The organism is Bradyrhizobium sp. AZCC 1588 (assembly GCF_036924735.1).
Classification (GTDB): Bacteria; Pseudomonadota; Alphaproteobacteria; order Rhizobiales; family Xanthobacteraceae; genus Bradyrhizobium.
Window position 1 is genome coordinate 6604665 of the sequence record NZ_JAZHSC010000001.1, and the last position, 22639, is coordinate 6627303.

At 63.2% G+C, this 22639-nt stretch carries 25 protein-coding genes; 13 read left to right on the plus strand and 12 right to left on the minus strand.

From position 1 onward, the window contains the following. Positions 1 to 68: 68 nt before the first annotated feature. A complete protein-coding gene (locus V1277_RS30735; RefSeq protein WP_334419473.1) occupies positions 69 to 3299 on the minus strand; it encodes an alpha/beta fold hydrolase in 3231 nt (1076 codons plus the stop codon). A 242-nt stretch (positions 3300 to 3541) separates the two neighbouring features. Then, positions 3542 to 3799: a hypothetical protein gene (locus V1277_RS30740; protein WP_334419474.1), complete on the minus strand. Its 258-nt coding sequence runs from the start codon at positions 3797 to 3799 to the stop codon at positions 3542 to 3544. 270 nt (positions 3800 to 4069) lie between these two features. Here V1277_RS30740 and coaD point away from each other — a divergent pair, with 270 nt between their 5' ends. The 8 genes from coaD to V1277_RS30780 all read left to right on the plus strand — a co-directional run bounded on the left by coaD (position 4070) and on the right by V1277_RS30780 (position 9501). Then, the gene (gene coaD / locus V1277_RS30745) at positions 4070 to 4570 is read left to right on the plus strand and encodes a pantetheine-phosphate adenylyltransferase (protein WP_334375253.1); all 501 of its coding nucleotides are present in this window, start codon (positions 4070 to 4072) and stop codon (positions 4568 to 4570) included. Between the two features lie 44 nt (positions 4571 to 4614). Then, positions 4615 to 5157, plus strand: a complete 543-nt coding sequence (locus V1277_RS30750) for a peptidylprolyl isomerase (protein ID WP_334419475.1) — start codon at positions 4615 to 4617, stop codon at positions 5155 to 5157. A gap of 4 nt (positions 5158 to 5161) precedes the next feature. Then, positions 5162 to 5602 (plus strand): hypothetical protein, encoded by a 441-nt coding sequence (locus tag V1277_RS30755; RefSeq protein WP_334419476.1) that lies wholly within the window; start codon positions 5162 to 5164, stop codon positions 5600 to 5602. Then, a complete protein-coding gene (locus V1277_RS30760) occupies positions 5578 to 6042 on the plus strand; it encodes a peptidylprolyl isomerase (RefSeq protein ID WP_334375257.1) in 465 nt (154 codons plus the stop codon). Before V1277_RS30755 ends, V1277_RS30760 begins: the two co-directional genes overlap by 25 nt. 113 nt (positions 6043 to 6155) lie before the next feature. After that, entirely contained in the window at positions 6156 to 7232 is a 1077-nt protein-coding gene (gene queA, locus V1277_RS30765) for a tRNA preQ1(34) S-adenosylmethionine ribosyltransferase-isomerase QueA (RefSeq protein ID WP_334419477.1), read from the plus strand. 180 nt (positions 7233 to 7412) lie between these two features. After that, complete coding sequence (locus V1277_RS30770) at positions 7413 to 8723, plus strand: PQQ-dependent sugar dehydrogenase (RefSeq protein WP_334419478.1); 1311 nt, start codon at positions 7413 to 7415, stop codon at positions 8721 to 8723. Positions 8724 to 8800: 77 nt separating this feature from the next. Beyond that, positions 8801 to 9106, plus strand: a complete 306-nt coding sequence (locus V1277_RS30775; RefSeq protein ID WP_334419480.1) for a type II toxin-antitoxin system VapB family antitoxin — start codon at positions 8801 to 8803, stop codon at positions 9104 to 9106. After that, entirely contained in the window at positions 9106 to 9501 is a 396-nt protein-coding gene (locus V1277_RS30780; RefSeq protein WP_334419481.1) for a type II toxin-antitoxin system VapC family toxin, read from the plus strand. The genes V1277_RS30775 and V1277_RS30780 overlap by 1 nt, the downstream gene beginning before the upstream one ends. Positions 9502 to 9577: 76 nt before the next feature. On the opposite strand, the gene V1277_RS30785 is transcribed toward V1277_RS30780, so the two are convergent. From V1277_RS30785 to V1277_RS30805, 5 genes are all read right to left on the minus strand, one after another. Further along, positions 9578 to 10603 carry an aspartate-semialdehyde dehydrogenase gene (locus V1277_RS30785; protein WP_334419482.1) on the minus strand — a complete coding sequence of 342 codons (1026 nt, stop codon included), beginning with the start codon at positions 10601 to 10603 and terminating at the stop codon, positions 9578 to 9580. 252 nt (positions 10604 to 10855) lie between these two features. Continuing rightward, positions 10856 to 11461 (minus strand): PepSY domain-containing protein, encoded by a 606-nt coding sequence (locus V1277_RS30790; protein WP_334419483.1) that lies wholly within the window; start codon positions 11459 to 11461, stop codon positions 10856 to 10858. A gap of 274 nt (positions 11462 to 11735) precedes the next feature. Further along, the gene (locus V1277_RS30795) at positions 11736 to 12500 is read right to left on the minus strand and encodes a TetR/AcrR family transcriptional regulator (RefSeq protein ID WP_334420499.1); all 765 of its coding nucleotides are present in this window, start codon (positions 12498 to 12500) and stop codon (positions 11736 to 11738) included. A gap of 355 nt (positions 12501 to 12855) precedes the next feature. Beyond that, positions 12856 to 13947 (minus strand): patatin-like phospholipase family protein, encoded by a 1092-nt coding sequence (locus tag V1277_RS30800; protein ID WP_334419484.1) that lies wholly within the window; start codon positions 13945 to 13947, stop codon positions 12856 to 12858. A gap of 439 nt (positions 13948 to 14386) precedes the next feature. After that, entirely contained in the window at positions 14387 to 14857 is a 471-nt protein-coding gene (locus V1277_RS30805; RefSeq protein WP_334419485.1) for a DUF805 domain-containing protein, read from the minus strand. A gap of 274 nt (positions 14858 to 15131) precedes the next feature. On the opposite strand from V1277_RS30805, the gene tgt reads away from it, so the two are divergent. Then, positions 15132 to 16265 (plus strand): tRNA guanosine(34) transglycosylase Tgt, encoded by a 1134-nt coding sequence (gene tgt / locus V1277_RS30810; protein ID WP_334419486.1) that lies wholly within the window; start codon positions 15132 to 15134, stop codon positions 16263 to 16265. A gap of 70 nt (positions 16266 to 16335) precedes the next feature. Here the strand turns inward: tgt and V1277_RS30815 are convergent, their stop codons facing one another. Beyond that, positions 16336 to 16551, minus strand: a complete 216-nt coding sequence (locus V1277_RS30815; protein ID WP_334375270.1) for a hypothetical protein — start codon at positions 16549 to 16551, stop codon at positions 16336 to 16338. Between the two features lie 232 nt (positions 16552 to 16783). Between V1277_RS30815 and cysK the strand changes: the two genes are divergently transcribed. Beyond that, complete coding sequence (gene cysK / locus V1277_RS30820; protein WP_334419487.1) at positions 16784 to 17761, plus strand: cysteine synthase A; 978 nt, start codon at positions 16784 to 16786, stop codon at positions 17759 to 17761. Positions 17762 to 17763: 2 nt separating this feature from the next. Beyond that, a complete protein-coding gene (locus V1277_RS30825) occupies positions 17764 to 18003 on the plus strand; it encodes a BrnA antitoxin family protein (protein WP_334375272.1) in 240 nt (79 codons plus the stop codon). Between the two features lie 92 nt (positions 18004 to 18095). On the opposite strand, the gene V1277_RS30830 is transcribed toward V1277_RS30825, so the two are convergent. Continuing rightward, positions 18096 to 19523 (minus strand): caspase family protein, encoded by a 1428-nt coding sequence (locus V1277_RS30830; RefSeq protein WP_334419488.1) that lies wholly within the window; start codon positions 19521 to 19523, stop codon positions 18096 to 18098. Positions 19524 to 19696: 173 nt separating this feature from the next. After that, positions 19697 to 20572, minus strand: a complete 876-nt coding sequence (locus V1277_RS30835) for a DMT family transporter (protein WP_334419489.1) — start codon at positions 20570 to 20572, stop codon at positions 19697 to 19699. Between the two features lie 253 nt (positions 20573 to 20825). On the opposite strand from V1277_RS30835, the gene V1277_RS30840 reads away from it, so the two are divergent. Both V1277_RS30840 and V1277_RS30845 read left to right on the plus strand, forming a co-directional pair. After that, positions 20826 to 21224 carry a RidA family protein gene (locus V1277_RS30840; protein WP_334419490.1) on the plus strand — a complete coding sequence of 133 codons (399 nt, stop codon included), beginning with the start codon at positions 20826 to 20828 and terminating at the stop codon, positions 21222 to 21224. A 78-nt stretch (positions 21225 to 21302) separates the two neighbouring features. Then, a complete protein-coding gene (locus V1277_RS30845; protein WP_065747310.1) occupies positions 21303 to 21506 on the plus strand; it encodes a hypothetical protein in 204 nt (67 codons plus the stop codon). Between the two features lie 136 nt (positions 21507 to 21642). Here the strand turns inward: V1277_RS30845 and V1277_RS30850 are convergent, their stop codons facing one another. After that, on the minus strand, positions 21643 to 22077 hold the full coding sequence (locus tag V1277_RS30850) for a hypothetical protein (protein WP_334419491.1): 435 nt from the start codon (positions 22075 to 22077) through the stop codon (positions 21643 to 21645). Positions 22078 to 22144: 67 nt separating this feature from the next. Next, a complete protein-coding gene (locus V1277_RS30855) occupies positions 22145 to 22498 on the minus strand; it encodes a hypothetical protein (protein WP_334375275.1) in 354 nt (117 codons plus the stop codon). Positions 22499 to 22639: the final 141 nt, after the last annotated feature.

The following is a 22639-nucleotide window of genomic DNA, read 5'->3' on the forward strand; positions in this document are numbered from 1 at the left end:
GGGCGCTGGGAGCAGAGGGCGGATCGCCCGCGCTGGCATCGCTATTCGCCACTAACCGGGCTTCGCCTTCACGCCGCCAGCGCTCCTCGAGACGTTCTTTCCGCGCGTCCCGTGCGAACGAAATTGCGAAGCACATCGCAAAACTCGTTCGTGGCCGAGAACATCGGGTTATGGCCCTTGCCCTCAAACATATAAAGCTGCGCACCCGGAATGCGGGAGGCGATGAATTCGCTCGCGGTGTGGGGAATCAATTGGTCTTCTCGACCGTGGGCGACGAGCGTTGGCACGGCGATCGATTCAAGCAGTGGTACGATGTCCATGTCCGGATCCGGATCGTAAAAGCTGAGGATCGTTTCGATTGGCAATCGGCAGACGCGCTCCGCAGCCATCCGCCGCAACTCTTCGGTATTTGGCTCGGTGTAGACGTAGCGATTGTGCAAGCTGACCAATTCCTCAATGGCGCCGCGACTATATCCGTCCTCACGCAGCGCCATCTCGCGAAGCGCCACCTCAAAAAGCGCCATGTAATCCGGATTAAAGCCGTTCGCTCCGGTCAACGGCGTGCCTACCGTCATGATCTTTCCGACGAGTTCCGGGTGCCTATGGGCAAGCTGGAAAAGCAGATTGGAGCCGCGCGAGATGCCCACGCCAACGATCGGGGCGGCGTCGGCCGCCTGGATGATCGTCCGCAGATCCTCCATGTGTTGGCCAATGCCGTATGGCCGCACCAGAGGGTCAGATCGTCCGGCGCCCCGGCAGTCGACGGTGATGACACGGAATTCTTGGCAAAGCCGCTCGAGAATCGGTTCAAAGGTCGCCAGCCCGTATACGATCGGATTGATGAATACGATCGACGGCTCGCCGCTGCCGTGCTCGTAGAAGACGAGCCGCGCGCCGTTCCGCACCGCGTGTCGGGCGCGGTGAATGCAGTTGCGCGCACGGTCGCGGTCGGCGTCGGATTCGCCGAGCGCCATGGCGCGCTCGTAGTAGTTGTTCGCTCGGTCAAGGTCATCGTCGACGCCGGCCAAGTCACCCAGCATCAGGAGGCACTCGCGCTCGGTGCGCCGATCGGTCGGCGCCGCGTTTTCCCGATGGCGGGCCGTAAGCCGCAGGCACGTTTCAAGCTGGGTGACCGCCTCTCTGGCGGCGTGCCGCTCCTTTGCCAGCCGACCGGCGGCCAGCAGATAGATTGCCCCCTGGTCAGGCAGGCCGCCTTCAATGAAGTGATGGGCGACAATCTCGGGCTGGCCCGCTGCGATCTCTGGCCGCAATCGCTCAATCGCCTGCGCGATGCGCGCATGGAGTTGCTGACGGGATGATTTGAGCAAGGTAGCGTAGGCCGCGTCACGGACGAGCGCGTGTTTGAAGTTGTACGCGTGCCGCGGCGGCATTCCGCCTCGCTGGATCAGTCCAGCCTGGCAAAGTTGGCTGAGCGCCGCAGACAGCTGCGGTTGGGGATATCCGGCAATCGCGCCGACGACATCCTCCTCGAACTCCCGACCGATGCAGGCGGCGATTTGGGCCACCTCGCGTGCTGGAGCTAGGCGATCGAGGCGCGCCATCAGCGAATCCTGCAGCGTCGCCGGGATAGCAAGTGGCGGAAGGGGGCCGTCAAGCTCGAGGTCGCCATCGACGCCTGTCGTCTTCCAGATCGCTGCTTCAAGGACGGCTTTCGTCAATTCCTCGACGAACAGCGGAACGCCCTCTGTGCGGGAAAGAATGGCTTCGATCGCGACCGGCGGCAGCGATCGTTCGCCCGCCGCCATTTGGATGAGCTTTCGGCATGCTGGCCGTCCGAGGCGGTTGAGGCTCAGTAACGTGACGTGCGGGAAGTTGGTCCACGGCGTAGGCACGTCGGGTCGCAAAGTTGCGACGAGAAGTATCGGCAGACCGCGGATCCTGTCGACTATACGTTCGAAGAGTTCCTCCGAGGTCGGATCGAGCCAATGCGCGTCTTCCAGCACCATCAGCATCGGCCGCTGGCGCGAAAGCCGCTCCATCTGCGCCAGGAGAATGCCGAACAGCCGCGCCTTCTTCTCCTGCGGCGTCCCTGCCGGTGCCACGTAGCCTCCATCGAGCGGCAGCCCCATCACCTCGGCGAGCCGCGGCACCGCGTCCTCGCCAAACTCGCCGGCCTGGCCGAGAAGCCGCTCCAACTTCTCGAACTTCAATGAAGGAGTGTCCTCGTGGAGATGCCCTGCCGCGCGCTGGAGCTGAGCGATAACTGGCCAGAGCGCGCTGTTCACATGGTGCGGCGAACAATAATACCCGATCCGGAAGCGAGGTTCGGTTCGCAGGCGTTCACGAAGCGCGAGCACAATTCGCGACTTGCCGATGCCGGCCTCGCCGGACAGCAGCACGATCTGACCTTCGCCGCCTTTCGCCATCTCCCATCGGTCGAGAAGCAGGGCGAGTTCGTTGTCGCGACCGATCAGCGGGCCCATATCGGACCGCCGCAGGGCCTCGAACCGACCCTCGGCCGTCGCTTCGCCAACAACGCGGAAAGCCTGTACTGGGGCCTCGATCCCTTTGAGCTGTTGCGGTCCCAGATCAATGATTGTGAACCAGCCGCCAAGAAGGCGCCGCGTGCTCTCGGAGATCACCACAGCACCGGGTTCAGCCAGTTGCTCCAAGCGCGCGGCGAGGTTGGGGGTTATACCGACGACGTCTTCTTCCTGGGTGGCTCCTTCCACGACGAAGTCGCCAACCACGACCAGCCCGGTCGCGATTCCGACGCGCGCGGCAAGGGCGCCGCTTACTCGCTCCTGGAGGCTCTCCACAGCTTCCACGATTGCAAGTCCGGCGCGAACAGCGCGTTCGGCCGCGTCCTCATACGCTTGGGGCCAACCAAAATAGACGAGGACTCCGTCTCCCATTAATCTTGCGATATATCCCCCGAAGCGGACCACCTCCGCTGCAACCGTCTGGTGATAGGTCGTAAGGATCTCTCGCATGTCCTCGGGATCAAGCCGCACCGCCAGGGCGGTCGAGCCGACGAGGTCGACGAGCATCACCGTCAGGTGACGGCGCTCGGCGGGCCGCGCTTTAGTCGACGATCGTGAAGCGCTGGCCTCGGCTGGCGGCGGGCCGCGATCGTCCTCCGGATTCTTGCCAGGTCTTGGGGATAGTGCGGCGATTGCCGAGAGTAGCTTCTTGCGGTGGCCAACCGATGTGATGCCGAGTTCGCGTAGATCGTCTGCCGTCAAGCTGGGCAGGGTCTCCGCGTCTACGTCGTTGTCGCGAAACACGCTCTCGTACTGATGCAATCCGAGGCGGCGCAGCCAATCCGCTATGTCCAAATCGACCTCCCACAAGAGAGGGATGGTCACTCGTCGCATGGGAAGTCTACCGCAGCCTTCAACAGCACGCCATCCCTGGCCTCGCCCACCGACAAAGAGCCGTGGGGGGCGCTAGCTCAAGTTGCTAGCGCAATTCCAAGCGACCTCCATTAGTGACTAGAAAGCACAATGGCGAGCAGGGGGGCATCCCTACTCGCCACTCGAGCGTTCCTTGGAGGTTAAGCTGAACGAAAACTGCGCCGTTACGGGGTGCGGTCGGCGGTCACCAGGCGGGCTTCCCTCACCACGGCCTTGGAGCCGGCGGCGCGGAGGCAGGACGCTTCAAAGTTCGGCCAGGCCTGCTGCGAGCAATCCTTGCCCGCGGTGCGGATATCCAGGCGGTCACCCTTGGCAAGCGCATGCGGCACGCTGGCTTCGACCTGGGGGGCAAAGCCAGGCAATACGGTCATCGCGGCGGCGATGAAAGCGGCTGCAGCGATGGCGGAAAAAGCCTTGATCATGACGGTCCCCTGTCATGGGCCTTCGCGGCCCGTCGTTTCGTTGGCCGGACTTGTAGGGGGCACAAGTTTCCGGCCGTCTTCGCGGGCGCGGAAAATGGTTTCGTCCGGGCCGAGTTTTGTTTCGTCGGCCGGTGGCGGACGAAACATTGCCGCCCGCCCGAGACGCAGGGTCCCGAGACTGGTTCATTGGCCGACTCGAAGTAGAAACCCGGACCCGAAGGGAACCTAACCCGGCTTGCCGGGCCGCCCGGGGCGGGGTAGGAGGGGAATATGTCCCGTATCGCGCTCTATCCCGGCTCATTTGATCCCATCACCAACGGCCATCTGGACGTCCTGCGGCACGCCGTGACGCTGTGCGACCGCCTGATTGTCGCCATCGGCGTCCATTCCGGCAAAAAAAATCCGCTGTTTTCGACCGAGGAGCGGCTCGAGATGGTTCGGGCGGTATGTGAGCCGATTGCGCAAAAGGCCGGCTGCGCTTTCGACTGCACCACCTACGACAACCTCACTGTAGCTGCGGCGCGGCAGGTCGGCGCAACCATTATGATTCGCGGCCTGCGCGACGGAACCGATATGGACTACGAAATGCAGCTTGCCGGCATGAACGAGGTGATGGCGCCAGAAGTGCACACCGTGTTCGTCCCGGCGTCGCCTGCGGTCCGCCCGATCACCGCCACGCTGGTTCGCCAGATCGCCGGCATGGGCGGCGACTTCTCCGCCTTCGTGCCGCCCCAGATTGCCGCGAGGCTGAAGGCCAAGTTCGCGGGTTGACGCGTTCGTACGCGCTTTCCTGTTTCCACATGACCGGAGCTTTCATGATCCGAATTCTCGCCGTTCTCGCCGCGCTGTTCCTTGTGGCTCCCGCAATCGCCCAGCCGCTGCCGGCCAATCTCGACAAGGCGAATGCGATCGTGATCGACACCACCAAGGGCCGCATCGTGATCAAGCTGCGCAACGACATCGCGCCCCAGCATGCCGAGCGCATCAAGCTGCTCGCGCGCGAGGGCTACTACAACAACGTGCCGTTTCACCGCGTGATCGAAGGCTTCATGGCGCAGACCGGCGACGGCAAGAATTTCAACGGCACCGGCGGCTCGAAACACCCGAACCTGCCGGCCGAGTTCTCCAACGTGCCATACAAGCGCGGCATCGTCGGCATGGCGCGAACGAGCGATCCCAATTCGGCGAATTCGCAGTTCTTCATCATGTTCGCGGAAGGCGCGTCGCTGAACGGCAAATACACCGTGATCGGCGAAGTGGTGTCGGGCATGGACGTCGTCGACAAGATCAAGCGCGGCGAACCGGTCGTCGATCCCGACAAGATGGTGAAGGTGCAAGTCGCATCCGACGTTAAGTGAGGCCATGACGGCGGGCCGCAGCAAGCCATACGTCTGGTTTGCCGCCGTCCTGCTGTGGCTTGCATCGGGTGCGCATGCGGAGGCTCAACCGCAGCAGCTCGACACCCTCAAGGACGTATTCGCCAAACTGTATTCCTGCTGGCGGCCGCCGCCTTACTCGCGCGCCAATCCGATGGACATCACGGTCGTCGTCAGCTTCAACCGCGAGGGCGCCATTCTGGGTCAACCCAGGATCACCTACGAATCGGAACGCGCCAGCGATAACGACAGGGTCGCGTACCGAATTGCCGTGATGGAGACATTGCAACGCTGCACGCCGTTGCCATTTACCGAGGGACTGGGCGGTGCGGTCGCCGGCCGGCCTTTCGCGGTCCAATTTAGAACCCGCAAACGTCCACCCAAACCGGAAGAGAAAAACGCATGGCTGATACCGAAAATACTTTGATCCTTGAAACCACCCAGGGCCCCGTCACCATCGAAATGCGTCCCGACCTCGCACCTGGCCACGTCGCTCAGATCAAGAAGCTGGTGCGTGAGGGATTTTACGACGGCATCGTGTTCCATCGCGTCATCGAGGGCTTCATGGCGCAGACCGGCTGCCCGCACGGCACCGGCACCGGCGGTTCCGGCAACAAGCTGAAGGCCGAGTTCAACAAGGAACCGCATGTGCGCGGCACCGTCTCGATGGCTCGCGCCGCGAACCCGGATTCCGGCGACAGCCAGTTCTTCATCTGCTTCGATGACGCCTCCTTCCTCAACGGCCAGTACACGGTCTGGGGCAAGGTGACGTCCGGCATGGAGAACGTCGACAAGATCAAGCGCGGCGAGCCGGTGCAGAACCCGGACAAGATCGTGAAAGCGCACATGGCGCTGGACGCGGCTTGATCTGATGCCGTCATTCCGGGGCGCGCGAAGCGTGAACCCGGAATCTCGAGCTCACAATCTCTGGATTCCGGATTGCCGCGCTTTGCGCGGCCTCCGGAATGATTTGCAAAAAGATGCGCACCGATCTCTTCGACTTCGAACTGCCCGCCGCCAGCGTCGCGCTGCGGCCCGCGAGCCCGCGCGATGCTGCGCGGATGCTGGTGGTGCAGCCCGATGGGGTGCTGCGCGACCGAACCGTCGCCGAGTTGACGCAATGGCTGGAGTCCGGCGACCAACTCGTCGTCAACGACACCAAGGTGATCTCCGCCCAACTCAAGGGCCGGCGCATCGGCCGCGAGACCGAGCCGAAGATCGAGGCGACGTTGATCAAGCGGCTGGACGGGTCGCGCTGGCGCGCGCTGGTTAGGCCGGCGAAGAAGCTCGCGCCCGGCGACATCGTTCGCTTCGGCAACGAGGGCAAGGTCTGCCTGCTCGGCCATCTCGACGCCGAAGTCGAGGCCAAGGGCGAAGAGGGCGAGGTCACGCTGTCGTTTTCGTTTCACGGTCCGGCGCTGGATCAGGCCATCGCCGATCTCGGCACGCCGCCGCTGCCGCCCTATATCGCCTCAAAACGCACGCCCGACGATCGCGATGCCGCCGACTATCAGACGATGTTCGCCGCAAATGAAGGGGCGGTCGCGGCGCCGACGGCGGGACTGCATTTCACGCCTGAGCTCGAGACGGCGCTGCGCCGCCACGGCGTCGAATTGCATCGGATAACACTGCATGTCGGGGCAGGGACCTTCCTGCCCGTGAAGGTGGACGAGACCTCCGAGCACAGGATGCACGCCGAGTGGGGATCGATCTCGGTTGATACCGCTGCCGCGTTGAATGCCGCGCGCGCGCAGGGCGGGCGCATCATTGCTGTCGGCACCACGTCGCTACGGCTATTGGAGAGCGCCACGCGCGAAGACGGCACCGTTCAGCCGTTCGACGGCGAGACCTCGATCTTCATCACGCCGGGCTACCGCTTTCGCGCGGTCGATATCCTCATGACCAATTTCCACCTGCCGCGCTCGACGCTGTTCATGCTGGTGTCGGCGTTCTCCGGTCTGGACACAATGAAGCGCGCCTATGCGCATGCGATCGCAGCCGGCTACCGGTTCTATTCCTATGGCGATGCTTGCTTGCTGTTTCGCGCGCCGGATTGAGGCGAAGCCGGGCGTCTTCGCTTGAAAAAGAGGCCCGCCAATTGGGCGGGCAAAGGTTCAGGGAGGAAGCGCTCTGACAATAAAGCGCCAACGCCTGTCTCTTTGATTCGGCGGTTGCCGCCAAGATCGTATAACTACCGCCTCGGCACATCGGTGCGCGGTGAACAACAGGGGCCTTGCATGAACTTTTCCGGCATTTTCGCGCGAATAGTCGCGCTGATCGGCGCCGCGGCGCTGCTGTGGCGCCGTCTGCAGGGATCCGCGCCCAAAGCGGCCTGGGGCAGCGCGCCGGCAATTCCGGCGGCGCAGCCGCAAGGGGCGATCCCGACGCTCAAGATGCCGACGGCCCAAGGCTGGAGCGACGGGCAGAAGCCGATCGCGGCGCCCGGGCTCAAGGTCAACGCGTTTGCGACCGGCCTGGACCATCCACGCTGGATCAACGTGCTGCCCAATGGCGACGTGCTCATCGCAGAAGCCACCCAGATCGCGGGACCGCCCAGGAGCGTGTTCCACTATGCGATGCAGGCCACGATGCGGCGTGCCGCGGCGCTCGGTGTCAGCGCCGACCGCATCACCCTGTTGCACGATCGCGATGGTGACGGCGTTGCCGAAGGGCGCGGAATTTTCATGGAGGGGCTGAGCCAGCCGTTCGGCATGGCGCTGGTTGGCGACACCTTCTATGTCGGCAACACGGACGGCGTGGTGGCCTTTCCCTATGCGGCTGGCGCGGACCGCATCACCGCCGAGGGACGGAAGCTCGTGACGTTCAAGCCCGGCGGGCACTGGACACGAAGCCTGCTGCCGAGCGCGGATGGCAAAAAGCTCTACGCCGGCGTCGGCTCGCTCAGCAACATCGCCGAGAGCGGGATGGAGGTCGAGCAAGGCCGCGCGGCGATCTATGAGCTCGATCTGGCTAATGGCGCGAGCCGTATCTTCGCCAGCGGCCTGCGCAACCCCGTAGGCCTCGCCTGGGAGCCCAACACGGGCGTGCTCTGGACCGTCGTCAACGAGCGCGACGGCCTCGGCGACGAAACACCGCCGGACTATCTGACTTCAGTCCGCGACGGCGGCTTCTACGGCTGGCCCTATTGCTACTGGGGTCAGACGGTGGACGACCGCGTGCCGCAGGATCCGGCCATGGTCGCCAAGGCGATTCAACCCGACTATGCGCTTGGCGGCCACACCGCCTCGCTCGGCCTGTGCTGGATGCCATCAGGCACGCTGCCTGGCTTTCCGGACGGCATGGTGGTCGGCCAGCACGGCTCCTGGAATCGCAGCACGCTGAGCGGCTACGCCGTCGTGTTCGTGCCGTTCGAAAACGGCCGCCCCTCCGGTCCGCCGCGGGATATTCTGACGGGCTTTCTCGCAGCCGATGAGAAGGTCTCTTACGGACGACCGGTCGGCGTGACGCTCGGTCCCGACGGCTCGTTGCTGGTGGCCGACGATGTCGGCAACGTGATCTGGCGCGTGACGGGCGATCAACGGGGCTGAGCTGCCGCGATAGTCTATGTCAGCGCGTGACCGAGGAGACAGGGCGCTCTACGGCGCTACAATTTCGCGCAGCAAGAGTGACCGAGCTCTCCAATAGTGGTATCTTTGCTGCCCCTGCAATGAATATCGGGCTGCCCATGAACATCCGTTCCGCGAAGGTTGATGAACTCGCCCAGCGCCTTGCTCGCGTCACCGGCGAGGATATTGAGACGGCGTTGGAACGCGCAATTGAGGAGCGGCTATCCCGTGTTACGCCGCCAACTCCGGCCGACCGACGAGCCGCAATAGATTCCTTCTTTGAGAAGGCGTCCCGCCTGCGCGTTCTTGATTCCCGTCCGGCGGACGAGATCATTGGCTACGATCGCTTCGGGTTACCTTCCTGATGGTTCTGGATACGTCCGCGATCATCGCGGCCATTGCGAATGAACAGGATGGACCGCGTTATCGGGCGGCGATGCTGCGCGCAGATACTTTGTCGATTTCAGCGGTGACCGTTCTGGAGACCAAGGTCGTTCTCTTTGCGCGGCTGGGGTCGGAGGCCGTTGATCTTTTTGACGAACTGCTGGAGAAGGCGGGGATCGCCGTCGTGCCATTCGATGATGAAATGGCAAGAGCTGCCTTCGATGCGTTTCGACTTTTCGGCAAGGGGCAGGGCCACCCGGCTCAGTTGAACATTGTTGATTGTGCCGCCTATGCGCTGGCGAAAACGCGCTCCCAGCCCCTCCTCTTCAAGGGCGGAGACTTCGCTCGGACCGACGTCGTATCAGCCGCGCTCTGATACGACCGGATGGTGGCTCGGCGTAACACGCCGAGCTTCTTTTAGATCAGGGATCGCTGGGAGAACTGGTCTCGGCTTACGCCATCGCACGCTGCGGCAGCAATTCCGCGATCTGGATCGCGTTCAGCGCTGCACCCTTCAGGAGCTGATCGGCCGACACGAACATCGAGATCGAGTGGCCGGAGGCGTCGCTGAGATCCTTGCGGATGCGGCCGACCAGAACGTCATCCTGGCCGGAGGCATCGATCGGCATCGGGAAATAGTTCTTTGCCCGGTCGTCGACGATTCTAACGCCCGGCGCCTTCGACAGGATCGCGCGCACTTCATCCTCGGCGATCGGCTTTTCGCATTCGAAGGTGATGGCTTCGCAATGGGCGCGCAGCACCGGCACGCGCACGCAGGTGACGCCGATCGCGATTCTATCGTCCTCGAAGATCTTGCGGGTCTCCTTGATCACCTTGGTCTCTTCGTCGTTGTAGCCGGTCTCGGGATCGATTGCCGTGTTGTGGCTGAACAGGTTGAAGGCGTAGGGGTGCTGGATCACCTTGGGTTCGAACGGCCGGCCGTCGAGATAGGCGCGGGTCGATTCCACCAGCTCGTGCATCACGGCGGCACCACCGCCGCTCGCCGCCTGATAGGTCGACAGGATGACGCGCTTGATGCGGTTGGCCTTGTGGATCGGCCACAGTGGCACCAGTGCCGTGATCGCCGAACAGTTTGGAACAGCGATGATGCCCTTGTGCTCGCGGATGCGGCCCGCGTTGATCTCCGGGATCACCAGCGGCACGTTCGGGTCCATGCGGAAGGCCGAGGAATTGTCGATCACGACCGCACCGGCCTTGACGGCCGCGGGCGAGAACTTCCGGGAGGTGCCGGCACCGGCCGAGAACAGCGCAATGTCGACGCCCTCGAACGACTTTTCGGTAAGCTCCTCGATCACGATCCTCTCGCCGCGGAAGTCGATGGTCTTGCCGGCCGAGCGGGCGCTCGCCAGCGCCTTGAGCTTGCGGACGGGAAAGTTGCGCCTGTCCATCGTGGCGATGAATTCGGCGCCGACCGCGCCGGTCACGCCGGCAATGGCTACAACGGGTTCGTGGCTCACGGGTCTATCCTCTGTTTGAGCATCAATGCTTCGGGCAATAAAAAAGCCCCGGTCCTTTTCAGGCGGGGCTTCGGTTCGGATAATGCGATCGTTCGACTACGCGCGCACGGCTCCCGAGCCCCCGGAGGGTGCTTTGGTTTTCGTGGTCGCTTTGGTCGAAGTCGTCATGGCGCGGACTTATGCGGCAGACGGGCTCCGCCGTCAACGGCTTTTAGCCTCATCCGGGCTGCAACGGGGGCAGACGAGCCCGCATCATCGCCGCCTTGCGGCGCCAGGAGGCTCGAGGATCACCGCTTTCAGGTCGTTGCCACTCATGACAACGATCGCGAAATTCAGCCGGCCGCGTTCGCGGATCAGGCCGCCGCTGATGGCCTTGCCCGACGCCGCGTGCTCGGCCACGCGGACGGCATCTGCCAGGCGCTGCCGGATCGTCTTGAGTGCAACGAGGTTGCTGCGGTCCTCGGCATCGAACTCCTTCAGGGGCAGGGCGGCTTCGCCGCCGACGATCTTGCCAGTCGTCGCGTCGATGGCGTGGTGCCAGATGCGGTCGTTGTGAAGGGTCTTGACGCGATAGACTGGTGAATCCGGCGCGCCGTCGAAGCTGACATCAGCGGTGGTCGCGCCGGCATGCAGGGATTCGGCGATGGCCATCGCCTGGCTCAGCGAGACTGCCGACCCGCGGAAAAGCGTGAGCTGGCGGCTGACATCCTGCTGGTCGGACGCGGCGTCATCGCCGGCCTCATTGCGAAGCGAGGCTGGCTCGTCGGTCGACGACGCGGTGGCATAGACCGGGGCGGGGAGGATGATCGCCACAAGAATAGCTGCAAGCAACTGTCTCCAGGATCTCGGTGCATGCATTGTTGCAGTCTCCATCGATGAGCCTGTCTTTGCCGGCGGATGGGCCGGATCCTCGAAGAAAGCGCGGCCGACCCTTTGGAGGCATACGGGCCGGCCGCGGAACGCCGCAAAGGTGCCGCCACTTGCGGCGATCGAAGCGGCGCGAGCCCCCGCTGGGACCAGTGAAAGCGGAAACCCGCACTCGCTTATAACAAAACCATACCGTATCGTTTTGTTTTTGGTCAACGATGCCGCCCTGGAGTAACGCATGTGAAACGCCGTTCTCACGGAATTGTCAGCGGGAAGGGCGCCGCCGAATGGTTCCCTTAATGGTTCCCTTAGTGGTTCCCTTGGGGACGGACTGAACGCGGCTCGATGGCCCAAGCGCACCGGCCAGGAACAGCCTGATCGCCAAGCGCATGCGTTTTTCGGCGGACTTCATCTCCAGCGGCGTTCCGAACGTCGCCATGCGGTGGGTGTGACCGACGACGACGTCGAGAAAGACCTCAGCCGCGATGCCGGTATCCTCGACGTCCATAGCGCCCTGTGCGACCAAATGATCAAAGAAGCGCGCGGTCGTGGAAACGGCCTTCAACCAGCCCTCTTCCTTGCCAAGTTTGGCAATGTCGGGAAAGTTGATGGCCTGCGCCGTCATCATGCGGCTGAACGCAACGGCATCGGGCCCGCAGGTGAACGTCAGCATCTCGCGCCCGACTTCTATCAGGCGCTGCTCGACCGAAATGTCCGAGGAACGCGTGAGCTGCACCTCCGCCGCTTCGGCAAGCGGCGCAAGCCAACGGTCAATTTCGCGCCTCAGCACCTCCGCAAACAGCCCGCGCTTGTCGCCGTAGCGCGAATAGACGGTGGGCTTGCTGACCCGAGCCGCTTCCGCAACCGCATCAAGCGAGGTTGCGTCGTAGCCCCGGTCCAAAAAAAGCCGGGTGGCAACTTCGATCAGGCGCTGATCGCGCTCGATGGCTGCGCTCTTCGTCGGCCGGCCGCCGCGCGACTTCGGGACGTCTCGTCTTGCCGGTCTGGCCTTGGTCGCAGTCAATCCCATGCCCATCGATTCCTGCGCGGTCGTGATAGTGGTCATTGCTCTATAACGCGCAGTAACAGGGGCGTCATCGCGAATCTGGGCCGAAACCGCTCTCCGTTCCCCGGATGCTGCGCAGCGCGCCGCGTCTTGGCGGCGTGGTGCGCTGCTGATCCGGGGCCCACTATGTTGGGATGGGTCCCGGCTCTGCGCCGCGTCACCATAGCGCGTCGAAGACGCGCGTGAACGCGCTGATGGTGCCGCGGCGCGTCCGGGACACGGAGGATGAAATGTCACGCGGCTGCTCGCCCATGCCCTCCCGCCGAATTGGCCATATCGTCAACGGTCTCGGCAGGTCGTCGTTGCGCTCCTGTGCAGCTCACGGAAGCGTCGAGGTCCAGGCGCGGCCCGATGCAGCCTTCTCATAGCCATACCGATAAAGGGCGCGCATATAGGCGGTGTCGAACCCCTCTGAGGGCGAGGCGGGATAGGCGCGCTCAATATAGGACAGATGAAAGCCCCACCGATTGCGCTTGGCGAAATCGTACGTCGAGAAGATGACCGAGCGCGTCTGGGACTGGGTGATCGACGACAGGCTGCGTGAGGCGACATCGATCGTGCTGTTGGACACGAGCTCAAAAGTTCGCTCGAGCTTCTTGTTGACGAGGATGTAGATGTTCATCCGGCTGTTCCCGGGCAGCCGTCCCTGGAAGAGCAGGGCATCCGGCAGCGTCAGGACCGGAGCGGTCACGCCGCCGTCGACATGCATCTCCTCAAAGCGCCGACCCTGGCCCTCGGCCTCGATCAGGATCGGCGGGAAGACCAGGGGAATGCTGGCGGAGGCCGCCATCACGTCGCGAAACAGGCGCAGCGCCTCGGGCGAACCGACGGCTGCGATTTTCCCCATGTCCCAAACGACCGTGCGTTGGGTGTCGAGATCGGTCGTCACCACCAGCAGTTTTCGGCCCTTGGCATTTTCGCGTGCAACGGCGGCGAGGATCTCCGGCCCGACATAGCGGGCCACCAGCTCGCGCAGTCGCGTATTGCCGAACAGGCCAGATCCGAACAGCACGCGAACGATGCTGGGATCAGCGAGCAGGCTCTCCGCTATGCCGCTGGTGTAGACCTCCCTCAACGTGTCGTCGTATTGGGACCCGAGAAACGCGAAAGGCGCAATCAGGCCGCCGGTGCTTACGCCTGAGACGACCGAGAAGGCCGGGCGGGTGCCAGCTGCGGTCCAGCCGTTCAACACGCCCACGCCATAGGCGCCATCGGCGCCGCCGCCGGAGAGCGCGAGATAGGTCCTGGTCGAGGAGGGGGCCTCTTTCTCGAAACGGAATTTGGTGGCGGGATCGTCGGTGTAGCGCCGCAGGCCGTCGAGTTCGAGCACACGGGAGCTAGAGGCATCCGCAGCGCTGTAGGGCGTCCGCGGCAGGGACGTGCAGGCGGCAGCCGCGAGGCTGCACAGCAAGACGGCTGACCAGAGCAGGCGTGAGCCTGTCCTCCTGGTCCGGCTGCCGGAGAGGATTGATCCAGTCAAGAAAGAGGGGGAGGGCATTCGCCGTCAGTCACCGTACACGCACTATCCGCCGCCGGCCTCATCGCTAGCGGCGTTTCGTGCCCTGTTCATAAAACTATACGGTATCGTTTTGTTTAACAAGAGAAGCTGAGGGCGCTCTGGGCGGCTCAATTGTGTCCGGCGTGGGGCCTGCTCCGCGCACTGGTGGATGAATCTGACGCTTGGTGCCACGCCCACACGCGAAATCGATCAAACGTGAACGTCACCTTAGCTTGGATCGTCAGATCGCAACCGTTGGCTGGGAGTCCGTTTCATTCCCAACTTCGGACATAGGTTGTAGCGGCTATGGTGCAAGAGCGATCAGGACGGCTCCGGCGCGGGATAGCGGTTTTCAAGCCAGCGGTTGCGCCGGGTCGGCGCCGTACAGGTTCGGCCCCTTGGTGCCCGGCAGAATGCCGAGTTCGACGATGCCCCATAGCGCGGGCGGAAGGCTCGCAAAAATCAGGATCGAGGCCGTCGAGAGATCCCCGCTCCGGCCGGTGCTGGGGTCGTTAAAGAGGGCGATGCTGAGGCCGACAGAGAACAGGGCGAAGGGGAGCAGCCAGAAAACCAGCAGCCACCAGCCGTTCTTGTTGCGGTCGTGCAATCGCTTGCTGCCGACGGCCAGTATCGGCCACAGGCTTAAGAGCCATATGAATTGCGAGGTCAAGGCGAGCATCAGGACGGCCGCCTCTTCGCTTTCGAGGAGAAAGGGGGCGAAGGTCAAGACCTGCACCGCGACGATCAGGGCGAGGATCGCCAGCCAATAGGTGCGGCGGCCGATCCGGCCGTCGAAGCTGAGAAGGATCTTCTGCAGTTTCATCGCATCCTCGCCAGGGGCGTCCTCTCGGGTGCTTTGATTGGTCGGTACTGCGGCAGATTTCGTTCGAAACGGAGTTCCTTCAGGCAGGCGGGCAACTTCGTGAAGTTCGAGTCTCTCCGCTACTTACGGGAAATCGCGCCGCAACAACTGAGGCAAAGGGCCGAGCTTTATCCAACAACAAGGGAGCCCAAGTGCTTCCATGTTGGGCACCAAGCGTCAGATTTCATCCACTGGGCGGTTGATTGGCCGTTCCCGGCACGCAATAAGCAGCGCCATGAGTCTTCCCAATCATTTCGAATTGCTCGCCACCAACGGCCAGGCCCGCACCGGCCGCCTGACCACGCCGCATGGCGTGGTGCAAACGCCGGCCTTCATGCCGGTCGGCACCGCGGGCGCGATGAAGGGCATGCATTGGCGCGAGGTGCGCGATGCGGGCGCCGATATCGTGCTCGGCAACACCTATCATCTGATGCTGCGGCCGGGCGCCGAGCGGATCGCTGATCTCGGCGGCTTGCAGGCCTTCACCGGCTGGAACGGGCCGATGCTGACCGACTCCGGCGGCTTCCAGGTGATGTCGCTATCTGACCTGCGCAAGGTGAGCGAAAAGGCCGTGACGTTTCGCTCGCATATCGACGGCGCCAAGGTCGAGCTGTCGCCGGAGCGTTCGATCGAGGTGCAGCGCCTGCTCGGCGCCGACATCGCGATGCAGATGGACGAATGCGTGCGGCTGCCGGCCTCGCGCGACGACATCGAGCGCGCGATGCGGCTGTCGCTGCGCTGGGCCGAGCGCAGCAAGCGTGCGTTCGAGGCCGCGCCTGATGGCTACATGCTGTTCGGCATCGTACAAGGCGGCGACATCCCCGCGATGCGCCACATCAGCGCGCGCGAGCTGGTCGGGATTGGCTTCCACGGCTACGCGATCGGCGGGCTTGCAGTGGGTGAGCCGCAGGCGGTGATGCTGGCGATGATCGAGGAAACGGCGCCGGCGCTGCCTGCGGATCGCCCGCGCTATCTGATGGGCGTCGGCACGCCCGAGGATTTGGTCGAAGCGGTGGCGCGCGGCATCGACATGTTCGATTGCGTGATGCCGACAAGGAACGGGCGTCACGGCATGGCGTTCACCCGCTTCGGCCAGGTCAATCTGCGTAACGCCCGTCATGCCGACGATCCACGCCCGCTCGACGAGGAGAGCGAGTGGCCCTCGGCGCGCAACATCTCGCGCGCCTATTTGCATCATCTGGTGAGGTCGGGAGAGACGCTCGGCGCGATGCTGCTGTCGGAAATCAACGTGGCCTATTACCAGCATCTGATGCAGGGCATGCGCGACGCGATCACCGCCGGTACGTTCGAGAGTTTCCAAAAGCAAACGCGCGCTGGATGGGCGCGCGGTGACATTGCTCCGAGATAGAATCTATTTTTAATTTGACGCGTTTTCTTCACGCGAACCGGACGCCACTTCGCTTGAAAACGCTATGGCGTCAATTACAGGCGAACCTCTTGACCGAATGCTTGGTCACGAAGCCGTAACCGCATGTGTCACAGGTCCAGAGATAGCTGATCACGTTGTCCTGCAGGTAGGCGGAGGCCTCCGCTGCCACCATCGTGTCGGCACACACCGGGCAGGTCGGCAAATCGCAGCCGCGCGGATCGGGCCTAGATGCTAGGGTCGACTGGATTTCAGCAATAGCTGGCATCGTGACCTCCATGCGATCTGAACCTCAGGCCCAGCTCACAACCAAAGTATAAGCAGAAATCTTTGACGATGTCGCAACACAAATGCGTTGATTTCGCGATATTTAGCGAAGTTCTTGTTTTGCAATGCAGCGAATTCTTCGTTCCGGCAATTCCGGCTTGCGCATCGATGTGGCCGCCTCCTAAGTAGGAGAGCGCCTTTTCCCCGCACATGATCGCTTTGGGAGTGTCGAGATGGATGCGTCGTCAGCCGCGAGTGCAGTGCAACGTCCGGGCCGGGGACGGGTCTTCGACTCCATCGTCGATGCGATCGGCGACACGCCGATCGTTCGTTTGCGCAGACTCCCGGAGGCGCATGGCGTTAGCGCAACCATCCTGGCCAAGCTGGAATATTTCAATCCCGCCGCGAGCGTTAAAGACCGCATTGGCGCGGCGATGGTGATCGCGATGGAAAAAGCCGGCGTGATCAACGCCGATACCGTTCTGATCGAGCCGACCTCTGGCAATACCGGCATCGCGCTGGCGTTCGTCGCGGCTTCACGCGGCTACCGGCTCAAGCTTGTGATGCCGGAATCGATGTCGATCGAGCGGCGCAAGATGCTGGCGTTCCTCGGCGCCGAGATCATCCTGACGCCGGCCGCGCAGGGCATGAGGGGCTCGATCGCAACCGCTGAGGAACTGGTGCGGACCACGCCCAACGCCGTGATGCCGCAGCAGTTCAAGAACCTCGCCAATCCCGAAATTCACCGCCGCACCACGGCGGAAGAAATCTGGAACGACACCGGCGGCAACATCGATGTCTTCGTCGCCGGCGTCGGCACCGGCGGCACCATCACCGGCGTCGGACAGGTGCTGAAACCGCGCAAGCCGTCTTTGCGGATCGTTGCCGTCGAGCCGGAGGAAAGCCCGGTGCTCGGCGGCGGCCAGCATACGCCACACAAGATCCAGGGTATCGGCGCCGGCTTCATTCCGGACATTCTGGATCGCTCCGTGATCGATGAGATCGTCAGGGTCAACGGCCCGACCGCGATCGAAATCTCGCGTGCGCTGGCGCGCATGGAGGGCATTCCCGGCGGCATCTCCTCGGGCGCTGCGATCGCGGCGGCACTTGCGATCGGCAAGCGTCCCGAGAGCGCCGGCAAGACCATTCTGGCTGTCGTGCCGTCATTCTCCGAACGGTATTTGTCGACGGCCTTGTTTGAAGGAATTTAGCGATGGCGGACCAGCCGCGGCGGCCGAGAACCCTGAACGATGCGCGCACCGAAGCCGAGGCCGCATTCAAGCGCGCGACCGCGAAAGTGGCGCAAGCACCCGCCAAACAAGCCTCCGTTCCCGGCGTGCGCGAGCAGGTCACGCTGCGGATCGATCAAGATGTGCTGGAATGGTTTCAGGAGGGTGGTCCGGGTTGGCAGGATCGCATCAACGAGGCGCTGCGAAAGGCTGCAGGCAAATAGAACGCTCTTCTTAAGTTTATTGATTTGCGACCTGCAAAATGAAAAAGGCCCGGGATGATCCCGGGCCTTTTCTGGCAGATGGTCGCTTGCCGTTAGCGCAGCATGCCGCCGACGACGCCGCCGATGAAGCGTCCGGCACCGGCCGGATCGGGGCCGGGGTTGCTGTACTGGCGCTGCGGCGGGGGCTGCTGCGGCTGCGGTTGAGGCTGCGCCTGAACGGTGCTGGGGGCGCGGCGCTTGGGGGCGGGACGCTCCTCATCGGAACTCGCGGTCGGTGCGGCCGCCACGATCTCCGTCAGCAGCGCCTTATGCTGCAACTTGTTGAGGTAGCCGCTCTTCGGATAGCCGCGCGCCGCCTGCCAGCGCGTGATCACGCCGCGGGTCGGGGCGTCGAACTGCCCGGTGACCTTGGTATCGAAACCGAGTCCGGTCAGGCGGCGCTGCACGTCGCGGCGCTGGCCTTTATCGAGGCCGATCTGGTCCTCAGTGGTCTGGTTTGCTTCTTCCTTGAAGGTCGCGGGATCGATACCCGTGCTCAGGTTGCGGGTTGCATCCTTTGCACCACTCTCCAACGACGCAATCCGCGACAGCGCCAGCGACCGGAACTGACCGTTAGGATAGCTGGTCAGATAGGCGTTGAACTCCTCCGGCTTGTTGGAATCCTTGATCGAGCGCCAGAACTCCAGTTCGACGTCGGAGCCCGGCTTTGGGCCCGACGCCGGCGCGGCAGCCGCCACGGCGCCGGGCGCGGGCGCGCCGTTCAGGTAGACCGCGCCGATCAGGTTGGTGTGCCCCCAGGGGAGCTGACCCTTGTTGGTCTCTTCGTTGACCTGGGCGCGGACCTTGGTCATCGCCTGCTGGATCTCGACGCCGGGCTGGGTGAGGTTGGCGAGCAGGGCGCGCGTGAACGGGCTGTTGCCGCCTTCCTGGCCGTCGAGCGCGGTCTGGCCCGGGCCGGTCGCAAACGCGATCAGCGTGCCTTCGCCGGACTTCATTTCGGCGAGACCGGTCTGCACGTTGACGCTGCGGGTGGCGGAGTTCGACTTGATCTTGGCTGCGAACGGGTTGTCGCGGCAGGCGTCGAGGAACACCAGCTTGACCTTGGCATCGCCCATGGTCTGCTCGAGGGTGAGGTCGATGTTGATCGCGGCGCCAAGCTTGACGTCCATTTCGGATTTGATGTCGGCGTCGATCGGCAACAGATAGTTGGTGCCGGAGATGGCAATGCCATGACCGGCATAGAAGAACAGCGCGACGTCGGCGCCTTGCGCCTTCTTGCCGAAGTCGAGCAGACGTTCGGTCATCTTGTCGCGCGTGAGGTTGGAGCCTTCGACCACCTCGAATCCGACATTGCGCAGCGCGGCGGCCATCGCCTTTGCGTCCACGGAAGGATTCGGAAGCGGTGCGACGTTCTTGTAGGTGCCGTTGCCGACAACGAAAGCGACGCGCTTTTCGGCTTGGGCGGTTCCGGCCGCAAAGACCATACAAATGATGGACAAAATGAGGGTTGGGTAACGCATATGAAATCCCCCTGCAGAATCGACAAAGGCTTTGGCTGTAACGCTGGCTGGACATTACAAATATCGCCTGCTTCGCACCACAAAAAAGCAGCCGAATGGCCAAATCCGGAGCCATCCGTTACCGTCGCGACACGCGCCGTAGCGTGATCTAGATCACAGCCTGGAAATAAATTTCAGCCTTGCACGCGCGCAGGCGAAGGATTCGGTTTCAGGTTCAACAAATTGCCCGTGAGGATCAGCGCTGCGCCGAGCACGGTGAATACATCCAGCCGTTCCGAATAGATCAGCCAGCCTGCGGCGGCGCTCAACGGAACCCGCAGAAAATCCATCGGGATCACCACGGTGGCTTCCGCGTGCAGCATCGCGCGCGCCATGCAGTAGTGGGAAAACGTGCCGCAAAACGCGATCACCACCACCCAGCCCCAGAGATGGGCTGGCGGCCACGTCCAGACATAGAGCGCGGGGAGAAGACCAGCCGCAGATTGTATCACCAGCATCCAGAACATGATCGAGAGCGTCTGCTCGGTCCGGGTGAGTGACTTCACCATCGCCACCGAAACGCCGAACCCGACCGCGGCTGCCAGCGCGATCAACTGCCCCGGATCGATCTCGCTGGCAGCGGGGCGAACGATGACCACGACGCCGACGATTCCGAGCACGATCGCAACGATCTTCCAGGATGTCATGCGCTCGCCGAGAAATGTGGCGGCCAGGATCGCGGTCCAGATCGGCATGGTGAATTCGATCGCCACCACCTGACCGATCGGGATCAGCGTGAGCGCAAAGAACCAGCCGAGCTGCGCGCCGTAGTGAATGAGGTTGCGCGCAACGTGCTGCGGCAGCCGCTTCGTCTTCATCGCGCCAAAGCCGCCCCCGGCGCGGATCAGCGGGTACAGCATCAGAAAGCCGAGGATCGAGCGCATCTCCATGAGCTGGAACACGTTGATCTCGCGCGCCGCCTCGCGTCCGGCGATCGCGATGATCAGCATCAGGGTCAGCCAGCCGGCCATCCACAGCGCGGCCAGGGTTTTGGATTGTGTGCGGTCCATTCGCGGGGAGATCGGTTGAGGGCAGGTCGGTATCGGCGAGCGCGCCACAATTTGCAACGCGCAAATGCGCGGGGGCAGCGATGCACGGCTTCGCAATTTCGCTGTGGGAGCGGCTCCCGGTTCAGTGCTAAGACCTGCCAACTTTGAGCGTCATTCCGGGGCGATGCGAAGCATCGAACCCGGAATCTCGAGATTCCGGGTCTGCGCTTCGCGCATCCCGGAATGACCACAGGAATTGAGGAGGAAACTACGCATGCGCATCTTGCAACCGGCCGAGTGGTCGAAACCCCGCGGCTTCTCGCATGGTGTTGAGGTCGACGGCCCTGGCAAATGGATCGTGCTGGCCGGCCAGACCGGCGGCGACGAGAAGGGCGACTATGCTCCCGACATGGCCGCGCAGGTCGGCACGGCGCTCAAGCGTATCGTCAAGCTGCTTGGGGAAGCAGGCGCCGGCCCAGATCACATCGTGCGCCTGACCTGGTACCTGACCAGCCGCAGCGAATACGAAGCCGCAGGCCCCGGCATCGGTGCGGCCTGGAAGGAAACACTCGGGCGCAATTTCCCGCCGTCGACGCTGCTCTACATCGACGGATTGGTCGACGTCAGGGCCAAGGTCGAAATCGAAGTAACCGCCTTCGTGCCCAAGGCGTAACCAGACATCACAATCACCGCACGGGCGCTGTCCGCTTGATCGGGCGCGCCAGAAAAGACAAAAGGATACCGTGAGCCAATGACCACTACGCGATCGACCTCTGCAGATTTCGTCACCGCCTTCGCAACCGGCTGGCCCGAGCACCAGCCCGACATCATGGTGCTGTCGTTGACCACGCACCGCGGCGTGCAGGATTTTGCCTTCAACAAGGAGCAGGCGTTGTTGATCGCCAAGACGATCAAGGAGACCGCGGCGAAGCTCGAGAAGCCGAAGACGAGTTAAGCCATGAACTGTCGTCGCCCGCGAAGGCGGGCGACCCAGTATTCCAGAGACGTCGGTGACTGATCGAGAAGCCGCGGCGTACTGGATCGCCCGCCTTCGCGGGCGACGACAGGTGGCGGGGATGGACGACCGGGGCCTACTTCGACAGCGAAATATTGGCAGCGCGGAACACGCTGTCGGCCCTCAGGGCGATCTGCTGCTTGTTGCCGGTGGTCTTCAGCGAGATGTTGGCGGCGAATCCGGCCGCCTGGGCGATCACCTGGAAACTGCCGCCAGCCCCGCGGCCCTGGATGGTGCCGCCGATGTTCCGGCTGGTTTCGCTCCAGGTGCCACTGACTTCGCCACCGGCTGAGACCACCGCCGCTTGCAGATTGAACCTGTAGGCGTCGCTGGCGCAGGTGAGGGCCATTTCCATGCTGGCCCCGATCACCCTGTAGGTGGAGCGGCAGCGGATCCGCTCGCTCGAACCGTCATCCAGCGTCACCGTGCCGGGACCGGACCATGTGCCGGCCATGCCGGCGAACGTACTGGACTGGGCGTGGCTCGTAGTGTTGGTGGCCAAGCTCGTCATAAAAAAAGCGACGGCTGCGAATGTCAGCCGCCGCGCTTTGGCAGAAGGTTCAAAAGTCTGGCTTGCCTTACTGACGGGACGCTTCCCATCGACCGCTACATGCGACACCAGCTGAAGCCCCATTCCATTTCCCCGATCCGGAGTTGCCACTGAGTTGACCGTTCGCATATGCACCATTGATCGAGACTCGCACAAGTCCCCCGCTGCCGACGCTGCCGGAAACCGGACCGCCCGAAATCTTGCCGCCGGTGACATTCACGGTCGACGTAGTCTGCGCATCGCAATTGCCCGCTTTTGTGACAACCGTGACCTGCCAAAGACCGTCATAGGGGTTCTGGGCGGACGCCGGAGCGGCGGCCAAGGTCGCGACGGAAGCAAGAAACGAAACAAACAACAGGTTGCGGATGCGGTTGGAGCGCATGGATCAAATCCTCGAGATGTGTGTGATGACGCGCCTTATCCGGCCACAATGTGTCCAAACTTGGGTGCGCCGCAGCACTGCGGAAAGTTCCCGAGATCTCAAACACATCAAGGTGAATCTGGTTCCGGCGGAGGAACGGAA